Raw genomic sequence first — 15588 nt, 5'->3', positions numbered from 1 at the left:
AGAACTGCCATGACGACGAAACGAACCTTTCTAGCCGGTGTATTCGCGATCGCGACATCGGCCCTTGTCGCGTTGCCCGCGATCGCCCAACAGGCGACGCAGGCGTTGGCAAGCGAAAGCGTCATCGAAGGGATCAAGGAGCGCGGCGTGATCAAGATCGGCCTGTCGCTGTTCGTTCCCTGGTCGATGCGGGCCAAGAACGGCGACCTGATCGGGTTCGAACTTGATGTGGGCCGCAAGCTGGCCGAGGATATGGGGGTCGAGGTCGAATTTGTCGAAACCGCATGGGACGGGATCATCCCCGCGCTGGTCTCGGGCAAGTTCGACGTCATCATATCGGGGATGAGCTGGACGGCGCAGCGCAACCTGACGGTCAACTTTTCTGATCCGTACGCCTATTCGGGGCTGAAGATCCTCGCCAACAGGGCGATGGTCGAAGGCAAGTCGGTGGCCGATCTCAACGACGGCGCGATCACGTTCGCTGCCCGCCGCGGCGCGACGCCCGCGACCGTCATCGGGCAGATCTTCCCCAACGCCGCGCTCCTGCAGTTCGACGAGGACGGCGCCGCCACGCAAGAGGTCCTGAACGGCAACGCCCATGCAACCATGGCGGCCGAGCCGACGCCCTCGCTCGAGGCGCGCAAGCATCCAGAGACCTTGGTGGTCATGGACAGTCCGCTTTATGCGCAAAGCGGCGAAGGCTTCGTGTTCCGCAAGGGCGATCCGGACGCGGAAAACTACTTCAACAACTGGATCGCGCAGCAGTGGCGTTCGGGCTGGTTGCAAGAGCGGCACGACTACTGGTTCACGACCGAGGACTGGGCCGACCAGGTGCAGTGAAGCGAAACGCCCCGCTGGCCGGCTCGGCGGGGCATGGATGATCGGCGCGCCTCATGAACAGGCTTGGCAAACTGCACTGGCTCGATTGGGCGATCCTTGCCCTTCTGATCCTGTTCGCGGGCTATGTATGGTTTCGGATCGATGGCGCACTGAACTACAAGTGGCGTTGGGAGATCATCCCGCAGTACCTGTTCCGCTACGATGAGGAAAAGGGCCGCTGGGTCGCCAACATCCTGATGCAGGGGCTGATGAACACGGTGCGCATCTCGGTCCTCGCCGGGATGCTGGCTCTGGTGCTTGGCACGGTGCTGGGGCTGGCGCGGGTGGCGCAGAACCTGGCGGTGCGGATGCTGGCGCGAACCTACCTGGAGGTTCTGCGGAACGTTCCGGCCGTGGTTGTCATCTTCATCTTCTACTTCTTTCTGTCGGAACAGCTGATCGCCGCCTTCGGGGTCGAGTCCTGGGCCCGCGGCATCGCGCGCGGTGAAAACGCGTGGATCTGGGAAAGCTTCTTCGGCGACATGCGCCGCTTTCCCTCGCTCATCTCGGGGATCCTGGTGCTGGCGCTATTCGAAAGCGCGTTCGTCGGCGAAATCGTGCGCGCAGGCATCCAGTCGATCCCGAAAGGACAAAGAGAAGCGGCGCAGTCCATCGGCATGACCTGGGGCGACGAGATGAGGTTCATCGTCCTGCCGCAAGCGATGCGGAAGGTCGTGCCGCCCCTTGCCAGCGAATTCATCGCACTGGTGAAGAATTCGGCCATCGTATCGCTGATCTCGGTCCATGACCTGACCTACAAGACGGTGGAGTTGGTGTCCTCGACCCGCGCGATCTTCGAGGCCTGGATCACGACGGCAGTTCTGTATGGCGGACTGTGCTTCCTGCTGTCGCTTCTGTTCCGACGGCTGGAGCGCGGGAAGGGTTAGAGAAACCCCCTTGCGGTCAGGAATGAGCCGGGCAAGGATCGCCACGTCAACGAAAGGGGTCCGACGTGTCCTTGCCCAAGCTCGACCACGCCTACGTCCGCAGCCAGTTCCCGGCCTTTTCCGTCCCCGCGCTTGCGGACAAGGCGTTCTTCGAGAATGCCGGCGGGTCCTATGCCTGCGGGCCGGTCATCGATCGTCTGAACCGGTTCTACCGAGAGCGCAAGGTGCAGCCCTACGCCCCCTATGAGGCGGGCCGTCTTGGCGGCGATGAGATGGACGAGGCGCGCGCGCGGCTGGCGGCGATGATGGGCATCGCTGCGGATGAGCTGAGCTTCGGGCCTTCGACCACCGCCAATACCTATGTGCTGGCGCAGGCGTTCCGTCACCACCTGAAACCGGGAGAGGCCATCGTCGTCACCGATCAGGACCATGAAGCCAACTCCGGGCCGTGGCGGCGGCTGGGGGACGAGGGAATCGAAATCCGCGAATGGAAGATCGATCCAGATACCGGACATCTGGACCCAGAGTGGCTGAAGCCGCTTCTGGCCGATGGCAATGTGCGGCTTGTCGCCTTTCCGCACTGTTCGAACGTGGTGGCCGAGATCAACCCGGTGGCCGACATCGTCGCGATGGCCCATGCGGCAGGTGCGGCGACCTGCGTCGATGGTGTCAGCTACGCGCCACACGGCATCCCGGACGTTGCGGCACTTGGGACCGACATCTACCTCTTCTCGGCCTACAAGGTCTATGGGCCGCACCAGGGGATCATGGCGATACGCCGTGACCTGGGCGCGCGGCTTCCGAACCAGGGCCACTGGTTCAACGGCGAGACGCTTTACAAGCGCTTCACACCCGCTGGCCCAGACCATGCCCAGATCGCCGCCAGCGCCGGCATGGCGGATTACTTTGACGCCCTGCACACCCACCACTTCATCCGCGCCGAGGCCGACCCCAGGGCGCGCGGCCAGCAGGTGCACGACATGATCCGCGCACATGAAATCGCTTTGATCCAGCCCTTGCTGGATTACCTTTCAGCCCGCAATGACCTGCGCTTGCTGGGGCCCCGCGATGGAGCCAGGCGTGCGCCCACCGTTGCCGTTGCCCTTGACCGGCCGGCGGAACCGGTGTCGGCAGAGCTTGCGAAACATGGCATCAACTGCTGGGCGGGTGATTTCTACGCCGTCCGGCCGCTGACCGCGATGGGGGTCGATCTGGACAGGGGCGTGCTGCGCATGTCGGCCACGCATTACACCACTTCGGACGAGGTCGCGCGCCTGATCGGGGCGCTTGACCGGGTGCTGTGAGCGCCGGTTCGTGAGCGATAGGCCCATCATCCTCTGGTTCCGGCGCGACTTGCGGCTTGCGGACAACCCGATGCTGCACGAAGCCGCCCGCACCGGACGGCCGTTGATCCCCGTGGCGATCCTTGACCCGGTTGCCGAAAGCTGGGGCGCGGCCGCCAGATGGCGCTGGGGCGAAGGGTTGAGCGTGTTCGCCAAGTCGCTGGCGCAAAAGGGGGCGCGGCTGATCCTGAGGCGCGGAGAGGCGAGGGATATCCTTTCGCAACTCGTGGCCGAGACCGGGGCAGAGGCCGTCTGGTGGTCGCGCACATACGATCCGGACGGGCGCGCCCGCGACGTCGCGGCAAAGGCCAGGCTGCGGGCAAACGGCACGGGCGCGCGCAGCTTTCCCGGGCATCTGCTGTTCGAACCGGACGCGGTGACGACGGGGCAGGGCACGGGCTACAAGGTCTTTTCCGCCTATTGGCGGGCCGCGTCCCGCCTGGATCCCGGCCGGCCCTTGCCGGCGCCGGGCGTGCTTGTGCCTCCGTCTGGCTGGCCGGATTCCGACGATCTGTCTTCCTGGCGGTTGGCGGACGCGCTGCGTGCGGGTGAAGCCGTTCTGCGCCGCAATTCCGCGCCGGGGGAGCCGGAGGCGCTTGAGCGACTTTCGGATTTCCTGCGCTCCCGCGCCGCGGCCTACGCCGAGCGGCGCGATTTCCCCGCCGAGGACGCAACCTCGGGTCTGTCGGAATACCTGACATACGGAGAGATTTCCCCCCGCACCATCTGGTCCGAAACCGGCAAGGCCGGCGGCAACGCCAAGTTCCTGTCAGAGGTGGGCTGGCGAGAGTTCGCCTACCACCTTCTGCATCATTCGCCGGACATGGCGCGGGACAACTGGAACCGTGATTGGGACCGGTTCCCATGGCGCGCGGACAATGCCGACGCCGAGGCCTGGCGGCGGGGCATGACCGGCGAGCCGTTCGTCGACGCGGCGCTGCGCGAGATGTATGTGACTGGCCGGATGCACAACCGCGCGCGCATGGTCGCGGCCTCGTACCTGACCAAGCATCTGCTGACCGACTGGCGCGTCGGCCTTGCATGGTTCGCGGATTGCCTGACCGATTGGGACCCGGCGGCCAACGCGCTGGGCTGGCAGTGGGTCGCCGGTTCCGGCCCCGACGCGGCGCCGTATTTTCGCGTCTTCAACCCCGTGACTCAGGGCGAAAAGTTCGACCCTGAAGGCGCATACCGGCATCGCTGGATCGCCGAAGGCCGCAAGCAGCCGCAAGAGGATGCGCTGGCGTTCTTCGAGGCCGCGCCGAAATCATGGAAAATCGCACCAGACGCGCGATACCCCTCCCGCCGCATCGATCCCGCCGAGGGTCGCAAGCGCGCACTTGACGCCTATGAACGGTGGAAAGCACTGAAATTGTTGCCCTGAGGCAGAAGTTTCGGTTACTGATTCACCTTGAGGGGGGAGCCATGGACGCACTTTCTTCGATCGAAGGACAGAAGGACCTGCCGCGGTACTTCGCGCAAACTTTCCGGACCGCGACCGAACTGGAACGCGGGCGGCTGGATTTCGTGTTGCCGGACGGGCGGCGTTTTCGCGCCGAGGGCCGCGAGCCGGGCTATGTCGCCGAAATCCGGGTCCACGATCCGGACATCTTTGCGCGGCTGATCCGCGAGGGCGACCTGGGATTTTGCGACGCCTATCTTGAGGGCGGTTGGACAACGCCCGACTTGCAGGCGCTGATGGATCTGGTCCACGATCACAACGAACGGCTTTACGACGGCTTCCCCGGGATGGGCCTGGTGCGTTTCTACGAACGTATGCGCCACTTCCTGAAATCGAACTCCAAGAGCCAGGCGAAAAAGAACATCGCCTACCACTATGACCTTGGAAACGACTTCTACCGGCTTTGGCTGGACGACAGCATGACCTATTCCTCGGCGTTGTTCACCTCGGGCCAGGAAAGCCTTGAGGCGGCGCAGAAGGCCAAATACGCCTCGATGGTGGATCGCATGGGGGCGCGGCCGGGCGATCATGTGCTTGAAATTGGTTGCGGCTGGGGCGGTTTTTGCGAGTACGCTGCGGGCGAGCGGGGGCTTCGCGTCACCGCGCTGACCATTTCCAAGGCGCAGCGCGAATACGCGATCGAGCGCATGGCGCGCGCGGGACTGTCCGACCGGGTCGAGATCAAGCTGCAGGATTATCGGGACGAGCGCGGGACCTACGACGGCATCGCCTCGATCGAGATGTTCGAGGCCGTCGGCGAGAAGTACTGGCCGGTCTATTTCGACACGGTTCGCGAACGCCTGAAGCCCGGGAAAAGCGCGACGCTTCAGATCATCACGCTCCAGGACCGAAGGTTCGATGCCTACCGCAAGGGGGTCGACTTCATCCAGAAGTACATCTTCCCCGGCGGCATGCTGCCCAGTCCCACGGCGCTGCGCACCGAAATCGCCCGTGCGGGTCTGGGGCTTGTGGGATCCCTGGAATTCGGTGAAAGCTACAGCCAGACACTTCGCCGTTGGCACGAGACTTTCAATGCGCGTTGGGACGAGGTCGCAAGGATAGGATTTGACGAAAGGTTCAGGCGGATGTGGAACTTTTATCTGACGTCCTGCGCGGGTGCCTTCCATGGCGGCAACTGCGACGTGACACAGATCACCGTGACAAGGCCGCTTGCCTGATGCCGACAGCCGCAAAGCTCATGGGCGCGCTGGCTTTCGCTATGCTCGCATTCTTCACGGCTGAAATCGCAAAACCGCACATGCCGGAAAGCACGAATTTCGGCTACATGTCGCAGGTCGCAGCCTTGGTAGGGCTGGCATGCGGCTGGATGGTGATGGGGCCGATCGCGGGCAGGGGATATTACAGGTCCTTCGGATCCGGCATGAAGACCGCAGTGGTCACCGCAGCCTGGGCGCTGTTTGTCTTCGCGTTCGAGGAGATGCTGCAACAGACGCTTCGCAACATCTACGACGGCCCGATGGAGGCCGTGGTGGACGTCGCGCGGCTGTTCATCGAGTTCGGGGCCTATCTTCTGTTTGCCGACATGCTGGCGGTGTTGCTGATCGGTGGCGGGCTTGCCGGAATGCTGACCGAGTGGGCGGCAAAACGCTGGAAGTGACGCCGTGGCTGATCTGTTCTTCTACGGGACCCTGTGCCATCGGCCGCTTCTGTCTGTCGTGCTTGGCCGTGAGCCTGAGAGTGTGAAGGCGCGCCTGCCTGGTCATTCGGTTTTCTGGGCCGAGGGCGAGAACTTTCCGGTGATCGACGCCGGGGGCGAGGGTGCGCAGGGGCTTCTTGTCGAGGGGTTGGGCCCGGACGATCTGGCGCGGCTCGATCACTACGAGGCGGGGTTCGCCTACAGCACGCGCGAGCTGACGGTCGATGCGCAGGGGCGACAGGTCGTCGCGCGCGTCTACTTTCCCGAAGCGGGCAGCGTGAAGCCGGGGGCGCCGTGGCGGCTTGAGGACTGGGTCGACCGCTGGGGGGCCGTAACGGTCGAGGCGGCGGCGGACATCATGCGCCTGTTCGGCACCGTTCCCGCCAAGGAAGCCTTCCGCAGGTACCGCATGGTCCTGATGCAGGCGGCGTCGCGGCTTCGTGCCCGCGCGGTGCGGCCTTTGCGGCTGCGCCGCCATGCCCGCCCCGACGACGTGCAGGTCGATGCCTGGCGCCAGCCCTATGCCCGTTTCTTCGCGGTCGAGGAGTACGACCTGCGCTTCCGCCGCTTCGACGGCACCATGAGCGAGACCGTGAACCGCGCCGCCTTTATCTCTGCCGACGCGGCGGTGGTCCTTCCTTACGACCCGGTCCGCGACCGGGTTCTGCTGATCGAGCAGTTCCGTATGGGACCCTATGCCCGCGGCGACGCCGAGCCCTGGCAGATCGAGTCGATCGCGGGGCGCATCGATCCCGATGAGACACCAGAGGAGGCCGTTCGTCGCGAGGCGAAGGAAGAGGCGGGCCTGACCTTGTCCGAGCTTGTCCCGGCGGCGAACTACTATCCCACGCCGGGAGCCAAGGCAGAATACCTTTACACCTACATTGGCCTTGCCGACCTGCCGGACGGTGTCGCGGGCATCGGCGGCGTCGAGCACGAGGCCGAGGATATCCGCGCGCATCTCCTGTCCTTCGAGAACTTCATGGACCTGCTCGACAGCGGCGAGGTGGACAATGCGCCCTTGCTGGTTCTGGGGATGGTCCTTGCGCGCAAGCGCCCGGCGATCCGGAAGCGGCATCGATCCGGGGCTTGAGGTCCCGCGCCCGCCGTCCTAGGAATGAATCAACGAACCGGGGAGACGGGGCTTATGCGCATTCACAAGGACTTGGCCGATGCGGTCGGCAACACACCGCTGGTGCGCCTGAAAAAAGCCAGCGAGCTGACCGGGTGCGAGATTCTCGGCAAGGCAGAGTTCATGAACCCCGGCCAGTCGGTCAAGGACCGCGCGGCGCTGTTCATCATCCGTGACGCGGTGGCGAAGGGGCTTCTGAAGCCCGGCGGCACGATCGTCGAGGGTACGGCGGGCAACACCGGCATCGGCCTTGCGCTTGTCGGGGCGTCACTGGGCTTTCGCACCGTGATCGTCATCCCCGAAACCCAGAGCCAGGAAAAGAAGGACATGCTGCGCCTTGCCGGTGCCGAACTCGTGCAGGTTCCCGCGGCTCCCTATTCAAATCCCAACAACTACGTCCGTTATTCCGGTCGCCTGGCCGCGGCGTTGACGCAGAGCGAGCCGAACGGCGCGATCTGGGCCAATCAGTTCGACAACGTGGCCAACCGCCAGGCGCATGTCGAAACGACGGGACCCGAGGTATGGGAGCAGACCGGCGGCAAGGTCGATGGCTTTGTCTGCGCGGTTGGATCGGGCGGCACTCTTGCCGGCGTCGCCATGGCGCTTCAGCCCAAGGGCGTGAAGATCGGCCTTGCGGACCCCGATGGCGCCGCGCTTTTCAGCTACTACACCTCGGGCGTGCTCAAGGCCGAAGGATCCTCGATCACCGAGGGGATCGGCCAGGGGCGCATAACGGCCAACCTTGAAGGCATGACACCCGACATGGCCTGGCGCATCCCCGACAGCGAGGCCTTGCCGATCGTCTTTGACCTCTTGTCCGAAGAGGGGCTTTGCCTGGGCGGATCGTCGGGCATCAACATCGCCGGCGCCATCCGCATGGCGAAGGAAATGGGCCCCGGCCACACGATCGTGACGGTACTTTGTGACTACGGCAACAGGTACCAGTCCAAGCTTTTCAATCCCGATTTCCTGCGCGCGAAGGGGCTTCCGGTCCCGGCATGGCTAGATGGTGAGCCGAGGGACCTGCCCTCGGTCTTCGAAGGCTGATGGGGGGGCTTCGCCTTTTCCTGCTGGTGCTGCTGGCGATGCTCGCGGCGCCCACGGGCGTCGTGCTGCTGACGCCATCCGCCGCGATCGCGCAAGAGGCGCCGGCTGCACCAGATTACAAGCAGTGGGAAAAGGACGCCGCACTGGCCGAGCAGGTTCTTGAGGCCGATCGCGCGTCCAATCAGGCGCTTGAGCAACTGCGGACCCGTATCGACGACTGGCGGAGCAAGTTCGCCGCCTCGCAGACCGCGAACCAGCAGCGGATCGAAACGCTGCGCAACCAGATCACCGCGCTTGGCCCGGTTCCCGAAGATGGAAACGGCGAGGCGGACGAAATCGCATCACGCAGAGCGGAACTGAACGACCAGCTCAACAAGCTGCAGGCGCCGGGCATCGCCGCGGTCGAGGCGCACAGCCGCGCAGAAGGCATCATCAAGGAAATCGACACGAGGATTCGCGAAAGGCAGGCGGATGCTCTGCTGAAGCTGTCCCCATCGCCCGTGAACCCGATCAACTGGCCCGCGGGCGCGGCGGTTCTGACGCAGGGCATGAAGACGCTCTGGAAGGAATCCGTCGAAGCCTGGGAAAACCCCGCGCGTCGCACGGAGCTGCGCAACAACCTTCCGGTCATAATCCTTTACCTCGTGGTCGCGGGATTCCTGGTGCTGCGAGCCCCGGCGTTCATTGAGAGGATGACGGCCAGGCTGCGCCATTCCGCCTCGATGCGCACGCGCGACGTTGCCGCCTCGATCCTGTCGTTGGGACAGGTCGTGGTTCCGGTGATCGGTGTCTTCCTTCTGGTTCTTGCGGTCAAGGCGACCGGCATGACCGGGCTAAGATCCGGCGAACTGATCAGCGCGCTGCCCGATGCGGCGGCGGCGCTGTTCTTTGCAAGCTGGCTTGGGGCATCGGTCTTTTCGGGGGGCACGACGGCGCCGATCGTCGTGGATCGCCCTAGTGAGGCACGCTTCCACGCGAATATGCTGGGCCTCGCCGCCGCGCTTGAGGTGATGCGCATCGCGTTCGCGACCGACGTTCGTCCGCCCCTGTCCCAATCGGCGCAATCGGTCTGGGCGTTCCCGGTCGTGGTGCTGGTCGCGGTGTTCCTGTTCCGGCTTGGCCAGCTTATCCGGCGTGAAGGGGCCCGCGGCGCTGATGCCGGAAGCGCGTTCCGAGCGCGTGTCCAACGCCTGTTCGGGACCGGGCTGGTCGCGGCATCGATCATTTCGCCCGTTCTGGGCGCCGTGGGCTACGTCGCCGCGGCCAACGCCCTGATCTGGCCCGCGTTGGGGACGCTGGCTCTGGTCGGTCTTGTCATTTTCCTGCACAGGTTCCTGACCGACGTCTACCTGATCGTCTCTCGCTCCGGCGAAGAGGGGCGGGAGGCGCTGGTTCCGGTGTTGATCGGCCTGTTGCTGTCGGTCTGCGCTATTCCGGTTCTTGCCCTGATCTGGGGCGCCAGGATAGCCGACCTGACCGAAGCCTGGACGCGCTTCCGGGAAGGCGTGGTGCTGGGCGGCACGCGGATCTCGCCGACCTCATTCCTGACGCTGGTGGCGGTCTTCGTCATAGGCTACCTGGTGACGCGGCTCATACAGGGCGCGCTGAAGTCTTCGGTCCTGCCGCGCACCAAGCTTGACAAGGGCGTCCAGAACGCGCTTGCGGCCGGCGTCGGCTACGTCGGTATCGTCCTTGCCGCGGTCATCGCGATCACCGCGGCCGGGCTTGATCTTTCGTCGCTGGCCATCGTCGCCGGCGCGCTGTCGGTCGGGATCGGTTTCGGTCTGCAAAACATCGTGCAGAACTTCGTTTCGGGCATCATCCTCCTGATCGAACGGCCCATCTCGGAAGGCGACATGATCGAGGTCAACGGCCAGTTCGGCACCGTCAAGGGCATCTCGGTCCGGTCGACCTGGATCGAGACCTTCGACCGCACCGATGTGATCGTGCCGAACGGCGACCTGGTTTCCGGCGTGGTGACGAACCTCACGCGCGGGAACCTGACGGGGCGCCTGATCCTTAAGGTCGGGGTCGCTTACGGTACGGACACGCGGCGGGTCGACGCGATTCTCAAGGAAATCGCGGATGCTCAGCCGATGGCGCTGGTCGATCCCGAACCCTCAATCATCTTTACCGGCTTCGGGGCGGATTCGCTTGATTTCGAAATCCGCCTGATCCTGTCGGACGTCAATTACAAGCTGGTGGTCCAGTCCGAGATCAACCACGAGATCGCTCGCCGCTTCGCCGAGGAGGGGATTGAGATACCCTTCGCCCAGCGTGACATCTGGATCAGGAACCCCGAGGCGCTGCGCGGCGAGCAAAAGCCCAAGCCGGCCGCTGGCGCGGCCCAGCCGGCAGCCGAAAAGCCCGAGACCGATCCGCGCCTGATCCATAACGATCCTTCGGATGAGGATGATGGGCAATGACCGAGCCGCTGTTCCGGGCCGACGCCTATCTGCGTGAATCGACAGGTCGGGTTCTGGCGCACACGCCAGAAGGCGGCGTGATCCTGGACCGGACGATCTTTTACCCGACATCCGGCGGCCAGCCCGGCGACTGCGGCTTCCTGGTCCACGATGGTGCGAGGCTTGAGATCGAGACAGCGGTCAAGGGCGAAGGCGATGCGATCGTCCTGGTTCCCGCCACATCGGGCCCCTTGCCGCCGGTCGGGGGCGAAGTCCTTCAGCGTATCGACTGGGATCGCCGCCTCCGCCACATGCGTGTCCACACCGCCCTGCATCTGCTTTCAGTGGTCATCCCGCTGCCGGTGACAGGCGGGCAGATCGGAACGGAAAAGGGCCGGCTGGATTTCATGATGCCCGAACCTCCGACCGATCCGTCGGCGATCGAGGCCGCGCTGAACGATCTGATCGCGCTGGACCTTCCGGTAAGCGACGACTGGATCACCGACGAGCAGCTTCTGGCAAATCCAGGGCTGGTCAAGACAATGTCGGTGCAGCCTCCGATGGGGCAGGGCAGGGTGCGCCTGGTCAGGATCGGGCTTGCGGAAAACCAGGTGGATCTGCAGCCCTGTGGGGGCACCCATGTGGCGCGGACCAAAGAGATCGGACGCGTGACGCTTGGCAAGATCGAGAACAAGGGCAAGCAGAACCGCCGGGTGAACCTGTACCTTACCGATTAACCGTCAAATTTCCCCGGCGCCCCCTTGCAAATCGACCATATCCCCCTGTAAACAGCGCGCCACGGACAGATGGCCGAGTGGTCGAAGGCGCACGCCTGGAAAGTGTGTAGGCGGGGAACCGTCTCGAGGGTTCGAATCCCTCTCTGTCCGCCACAGCCCCATTTTTATCAATGGCATCGGTTGGGGTGCGAAGTCTCATCCCTCACTTTGACCGCCGCTGTCGCGCGTCAGCACTTTGAACTGCTTCACCAACGCGACGACGACGTGATCCATGGGACGGTCCGCTTCTGGCGGCATCACTTCGGCGCTGCGTTTGCCGCCCAGCCACGAATGGGCCGCATTGAAGCAATGAATTTCCGCCACTGGCGTCGGCGTCGCGATGACATCTTCCTGAAAACGGCCCGAGATCGTCAATGACTTTGGCGCTCGGTGGGCGGCGAAGGCGACGAGGCGACGCGGCGGCGATCGCGCCAACGCCGGAAAGACCTGTGGCGTGCGCCGATCAGGCTGTTCGGAACCATTCCCCGTCTGAAAACGTTGTGTCACATCACTGCGGAGAGGATTTTGCCAAGAGAACCGCTTCAATTTGAAAGCCGCGTTGAACGCCTGTCGATCCTGGATGAAGACGGCAAGGCGGACGAAGAACTTGTGCCCGAAATCCCCGATGATCTGCTTGTCCGCGGCTACCGCACGATGGTCAAGGCCCGCCGCTTCGATCAACGGCGGCTCAAGTTGCAGCGGTCGGGGCGGATCGGCACCTTCGCACCCGTGAATGGCCAGGAAGCGGCCCAGGTCGGCACGATCTCTGCCCTTGATGAAACGGACTGGTTCGTGCCGTCGTACCGCGAAACGGCTGCGCATTTCTGGCGCGGCACCGATCCCAAGGACATCCTGCTTTACGATGCCGGCTACAACGAGGGTGGCGCGCTTGCTGAAGACAGCCGCACCCTGCCGCTTGCCGTGCCGGTCGGCACGCAGATGCTGCACGCCGTGGGCATCGTGCACGCGGCGCGGCTTCTGGGCGAGGAAGAGATCGCCATGACCTATTTCGGCGATGGCGCCACAAGCCAGGGCGATTTTCACGAGGCGATGAACTTTGCCTCTGTCTTCGATTGCCCCGTCGTCTTCGTCTGCCAGAACAACCAATACGCGATCTCGGTGCCGCGGTCGCGCCAGACCCGATCGGAAACACTGGCGCAAAAGGCGATCGCCTACGGTGTGACCGGCATCCAGGTCGACGGCAATGACATCTTTGCCTGCCATGTCGCCGCCCGCGAGGCTGTCGATCGTGCCCGAAACGAAAGCCGACCAACGCTGATCGAGTGCGTGACCTACCGTCTTGAGATGCATACGACAGCCGACGATCCCAGCCGCTACCGCGACGAGGAAGAAGTGGCAAAATGGCGGCAGCGCGACCCGATCGAACGGTTCGGGAAGTGGCTGATGGCGCGCGGTCTTGTCGATGACAAGGGCATCGAGCGGATGGAGGAAGAGATCACCGATGAGATCCAGGCCGCCTGGAAGGCCACCGAGGCCCGGATCGAGACGCTGAAGGATGTCGGCCCGATGTTCGATCATGTCTTCGCCGAACTGACACCGGAACTCGCGCGGCAGCGCGCGCGCATGCAGGACGGGCACAGTCCCGGCGGGTGGAAGGATGGCTGAACTGACCATGGTCGAAGCGATCAACCTTGCGCTTGCCGAAGAAATGCGCCGGGACGAACGCGTCGTCATTCTTGGAGAGGATGTCGGCGTCGACGGCGGCATCTTCCGTGTGACCAAGGACCTGATCGAGGAATTCGGCGAAGAACGGGTGATCGACACGCCGCTGGCCGAAAGCGGGATCATGGGCGTGTCGGTCGGGATGGCCATGCGCGGGCTGCGCCCGGTTCCGGAGATGCAGTTTTCGGGCTTTTCCTATCTCGGCTTCCACCAGATCGAGTCGCACCTGTCGAGGATGCGCTGGCGAACGCAGGGCGGGCGTCAGGTGCCGGTGGTCGTCAGGATGCCCTATGGCGCGGGCGTGCGCGCACTCGAACACCACTCGGAAAGCCGCGAGGTTTTCTACACCCACATGCCGGGGATCAAGCTGGTGGTGCCATCCGGGCCGCGCGCCGCAAGAACCTTGCTGGTCGCGGCGATCCGGGATCCCGATCCGGTGGTGTTCTTCGAGCCCAAGGCCCTCTACCGCGCCTTTCGCGAAGAGGTGTCGGATGAGGAGGACGAACCGATCACGATCGGCAAGGCCATGATCCGGCGTGACGGGACCGATCTGACGCTCGTGGCCTATGGCGCCATGCTGCCGCGCGCCATGGAGGCCGCGAAGACGCTGGCCGACGGGGGGATCGAGGCCGAGGTGATCGATCTGCTCACGCTTTCTCCGCTCGACCATGAGGCGATTGCGGCCTCCGTGCGACGGACCGGGCGCTGCGTCGTCGTGCACGAGGCGCCGCTAAGCTATGGCCCGGGCGCCGAGATCGCGGCGCGTGTGATGGAGGGTGCCTTCCTCAAGCTGCAGGCGCCGGTCATGCGCGTGACCGGACCGGACGTGAACGTGCCTTATTTCGCGCGCGAACAACTCTACCTGCCGGATGCGGAACGCATCGCCGATGCTTGCCGCGCGACCATGAACTACTAGCCGGGAGATACATGATGCCCCACGAATTCCGACTGCAAGATCCCGGCGAAGGCATCCATGAGGCGGAGATCGTCGAGATCAATGTCGCAAAGGGCGACAAGGTCGCCGAGGGCGATGACGTGATCGTGGCCGAGACGGACAAGGCTGCGGTCGACATTCCCGCGCCAGTCAGCGGCACAGTCCAGGAGATCCGCGTCGCGGTGGGCGACATCGTCAATGTCGGCGATGTCCTGCTGGTGTTTTCGGAAGACGGGGATGGGGATGCAGACAAGGCCCAGTCACAGAACGGAGACCGCGAACCGGCCCCAACAGAAACGGCCCCAACAGAAACGGCCCCGGCGAAGGCGCGATCCGACGACGAACCGGAGGACCGCGCGCCTGAAGACGGCGAAGGCGAGTGGGACAGGGATGAAGGAGACACGGATGAAGGAGACACGGATGAAGGAGGCGGGGGCGAAGCCTCCGATGAGCCAGAGCGCAGTCGCGACAGGGACGAAAAGCTCAAACCCGACGAGGTTCTTGCGACACCGGCCGTGCGAGGGCTTGCGCGTGAACTTGGGGTGGATCTGACAAAGTTGGAAGCGACCGGCAAGGACGGGCGCGTCACCGAAAAGGCGGTCAGGGAGGCCGCGCAGACCACGCATGGCGAAGCGGATGACGACGCGGACGCGGCCGACGGCGAAGAGGATGTCTACGAATTGCGCTCGCTTCGCCGCACGACCGCCCGGCGCATGGAACAGGCCTGGCGCGATATCCCGCATGTGACCCATCACGACGTGATCGACATCACCGCGCTTGAACGTCTGCGCCGCAAACACGCACCGGAGATCGAGAAGAAAGGTGGCGCGCTCACGCTCACGCCGTTTCTGGTCAAGGCGCTGGCCGTGGCACTTGCCGACTTTCCAGACTTCAATGCCACGTTCGACGCCGAAGCCCGCGAGGTTCACCGAAAGAATCGCTTCGACGTCGGCGTGGCCCTGGATACGGAACGGGGGCTACTGGTGCCTGTGCTTCGCAATGCGGGCCAGGCCAGCATCATCGACATGGCGCACAACCTTGGCGAACTTGCAGAGCGCCTGCGCGAAGGCAAGGCCCGCGCGGAAGACCTGAGGGGGGCGACCTTCACGCTGACCAACATTGGCCCCATCGGCGGGACGGGGCTTTCTCCGATCATCAATCCGCCGCAAACCGCGATCTTCGGCGCGGCCCGAGCCGAGCTTCGCCAGCTTGTGAAGGGTGACCTTGACGACTACCGTTTCGAGCTTGCGCTCTGCCTGCCGGTGTGCCTGACCTTTGATCACCGCGTCGCCGACGGCGCGCAGGCGGCGCGTTTCGTGAACGCGGTGCGCGCGCTTCTGGGCGACCCCGAAAAGCTCATGCTTCATGGCTGAGGGTAGGCCT

Annotated in this window: 14 protein-coding genes and 1 tRNA gene; 14 read left to right on the top strand and 1 reads right to left on the bottom strand. The window is 64.4% G+C overall.

What is annotated here, in order from left to right; all coding sequences use genetic code 11:
- Nucleotides 1-9 precede the first annotated feature (9 nt).
- The 11 genes from OEW28_RS10890 to OEW28_RS10840 all read left to right on the top strand — a co-directional run bounded on the left by OEW28_RS10890 (nucleotide 10) and on the right by OEW28_RS10840 (nucleotide 11702).
- Nucleotides 10-840, top strand: a complete 831-nt coding sequence (locus tag OEW28_RS10890; protein ID WP_263734783.1) for a transporter substrate-binding domain-containing protein — start codon at nucleotides 10-12, stop codon at nucleotides 838-840.
- Between the two features lie 53 nt (nucleotides 841-893).
- Nucleotides 894-1766, top strand: coding sequence for an amino acid ABC transporter permease (locus tag OEW28_RS10885; RefSeq protein WP_263734782.1), 873 nt, complete (start codon nucleotides 894-896; stop codon nucleotides 1764-1766).
- A 71-nt stretch (nucleotides 1767-1837) separates the two neighbouring features.
- Entirely contained in the window at nucleotides 1838-3070 is a 1233-nt protein-coding gene (locus OEW28_RS10880; protein ID WP_263734968.1) for an aminotransferase class V-fold PLP-dependent enzyme, read from the top strand.
- Nucleotides 3071-3080: 10 nt separating this feature from the next.
- Entirely contained in the window at nucleotides 3081-4493 is a 1413-nt protein-coding gene (locus OEW28_RS10875) for a cryptochrome/photolyase family protein (RefSeq protein WP_263734781.1), read from the top strand.
- 41 nt (nucleotides 4494-4534) lie between these two features.
- Nucleotides 4535-5749: an SAM-dependent methyltransferase gene (locus OEW28_RS10870; RefSeq protein ID WP_263734780.1), complete on the top strand. Its 1215-nt coding sequence runs from the start codon at nucleotides 4535-4537 to the stop codon at nucleotides 5747-5749.
- A complete protein-coding gene (locus tag OEW28_RS10865) occupies nucleotides 5749-6189 on the top strand; it encodes a TrgA family protein (RefSeq protein ID WP_263734779.1) in 441 nt (146 codons plus the stop codon). Before OEW28_RS10870 ends, OEW28_RS10865 begins: the two co-directional genes overlap by 1 nt.
- 4 nt (nucleotides 6190-6193) lie before the next feature.
- Nucleotides 6194-7321: an NUDIX domain-containing protein gene (locus OEW28_RS10860; RefSeq protein WP_263734778.1), complete on the top strand. Its 1128-nt coding sequence runs from the start codon at nucleotides 6194-6196 to the stop codon at nucleotides 7319-7321.
- Nucleotides 7322-7375: 54 nt separating this feature from the next.
- The gene (locus OEW28_RS10855) at nucleotides 7376-8407 is read left to right on the top strand and encodes a cysteine synthase A (RefSeq protein ID WP_263734777.1); all 1032 of its coding nucleotides are present in this window, start codon (nucleotides 7376-7378) and stop codon (nucleotides 8405-8407) included.
- A complete protein-coding gene (locus tag OEW28_RS10850) occupies nucleotides 8407-10833 on the top strand; it encodes a DUF3772 domain-containing protein (RefSeq protein ID WP_263734776.1) in 2427 nt (808 codons plus the stop codon). Before OEW28_RS10855 ends, OEW28_RS10850 begins: the two co-directional genes overlap by 1 nt.
- Nucleotides 10830-11549: an alanyl-tRNA editing protein gene (locus OEW28_RS10845; protein ID WP_263734775.1), complete on the top strand. Its 720-nt coding sequence runs from the start codon at nucleotides 10830-10832 to the stop codon at nucleotides 11547-11549. The genes OEW28_RS10850 and OEW28_RS10845 overlap by 4 nt, the downstream gene beginning before the upstream one ends.
- Nucleotides 11550-11612: 63 nt before the next feature.
- Nucleotides 11613-11702: transfer RNA gene (locus OEW28_RS10840), tRNA-Ser, on the top strand.
- A gap of 42 nt (nucleotides 11703-11744) precedes the next feature.
- On the opposite strand, the gene OEW28_RS10835 is transcribed toward OEW28_RS10840, so the two are convergent.
- Nucleotides 11745-12269, bottom strand: a complete 525-nt coding sequence (locus tag OEW28_RS10835) for a hypothetical protein (protein ID WP_263734976.1) — start codon at nucleotides 12267-12269, stop codon at nucleotides 11745-11747.
- Between OEW28_RS10835 and pdhA the strand changes: the two genes are divergently transcribed.
- Genes pdhA through OEW28_RS10820 form a run of 3 tightly spaced genes read left to right on the top strand, consistent with a single transcriptional unit; the run spans nucleotide 12198 to nucleotide 15578 of the window.
- Entirely contained in the window at nucleotides 12198-13214 is a 1017-nt protein-coding gene (gene pdhA, locus OEW28_RS10830) for a pyruvate dehydrogenase (acetyl-transferring) E1 component subunit alpha (protein WP_263734967.1), read from the top strand. The two genes, OEW28_RS10835 and pdhA, sit on opposite strands and share 72 nt — an antisense overlap.
- Complete coding sequence (locus tag OEW28_RS10825; RefSeq protein ID WP_263734774.1) at nucleotides 13207-14187, top strand: alpha-ketoacid dehydrogenase subunit beta; 981 nt, start codon at nucleotides 13207-13209, stop codon at nucleotides 14185-14187. Before pdhA ends, OEW28_RS10825 begins: the two co-directional genes overlap by 8 nt.
- Before the next feature lie 14 nt (nucleotides 14188-14201).
- Nucleotides 14202-15578, top strand: coding sequence for a dihydrolipoamide acetyltransferase family protein (locus OEW28_RS10820; protein WP_263734773.1), 1377 nt, complete (start codon nucleotides 14202-14204; stop codon nucleotides 15576-15578).
- Nucleotides 15579-15588 lie beyond the last annotated feature (10 nt).

Source organism: Albidovulum marisflavi (assembly GCF_025751435.1).
GTDB lineage: Bacteria > Pseudomonadota > Alphaproteobacteria > Rhodobacterales > Rhodobacteraceae > Albidovulum > Albidovulum marisflavi.
The sequence above is the reverse complement of the archived record's forward strand: the minus strand, read 5'-3'. Positions and strand labels throughout refer to the sequence as shown.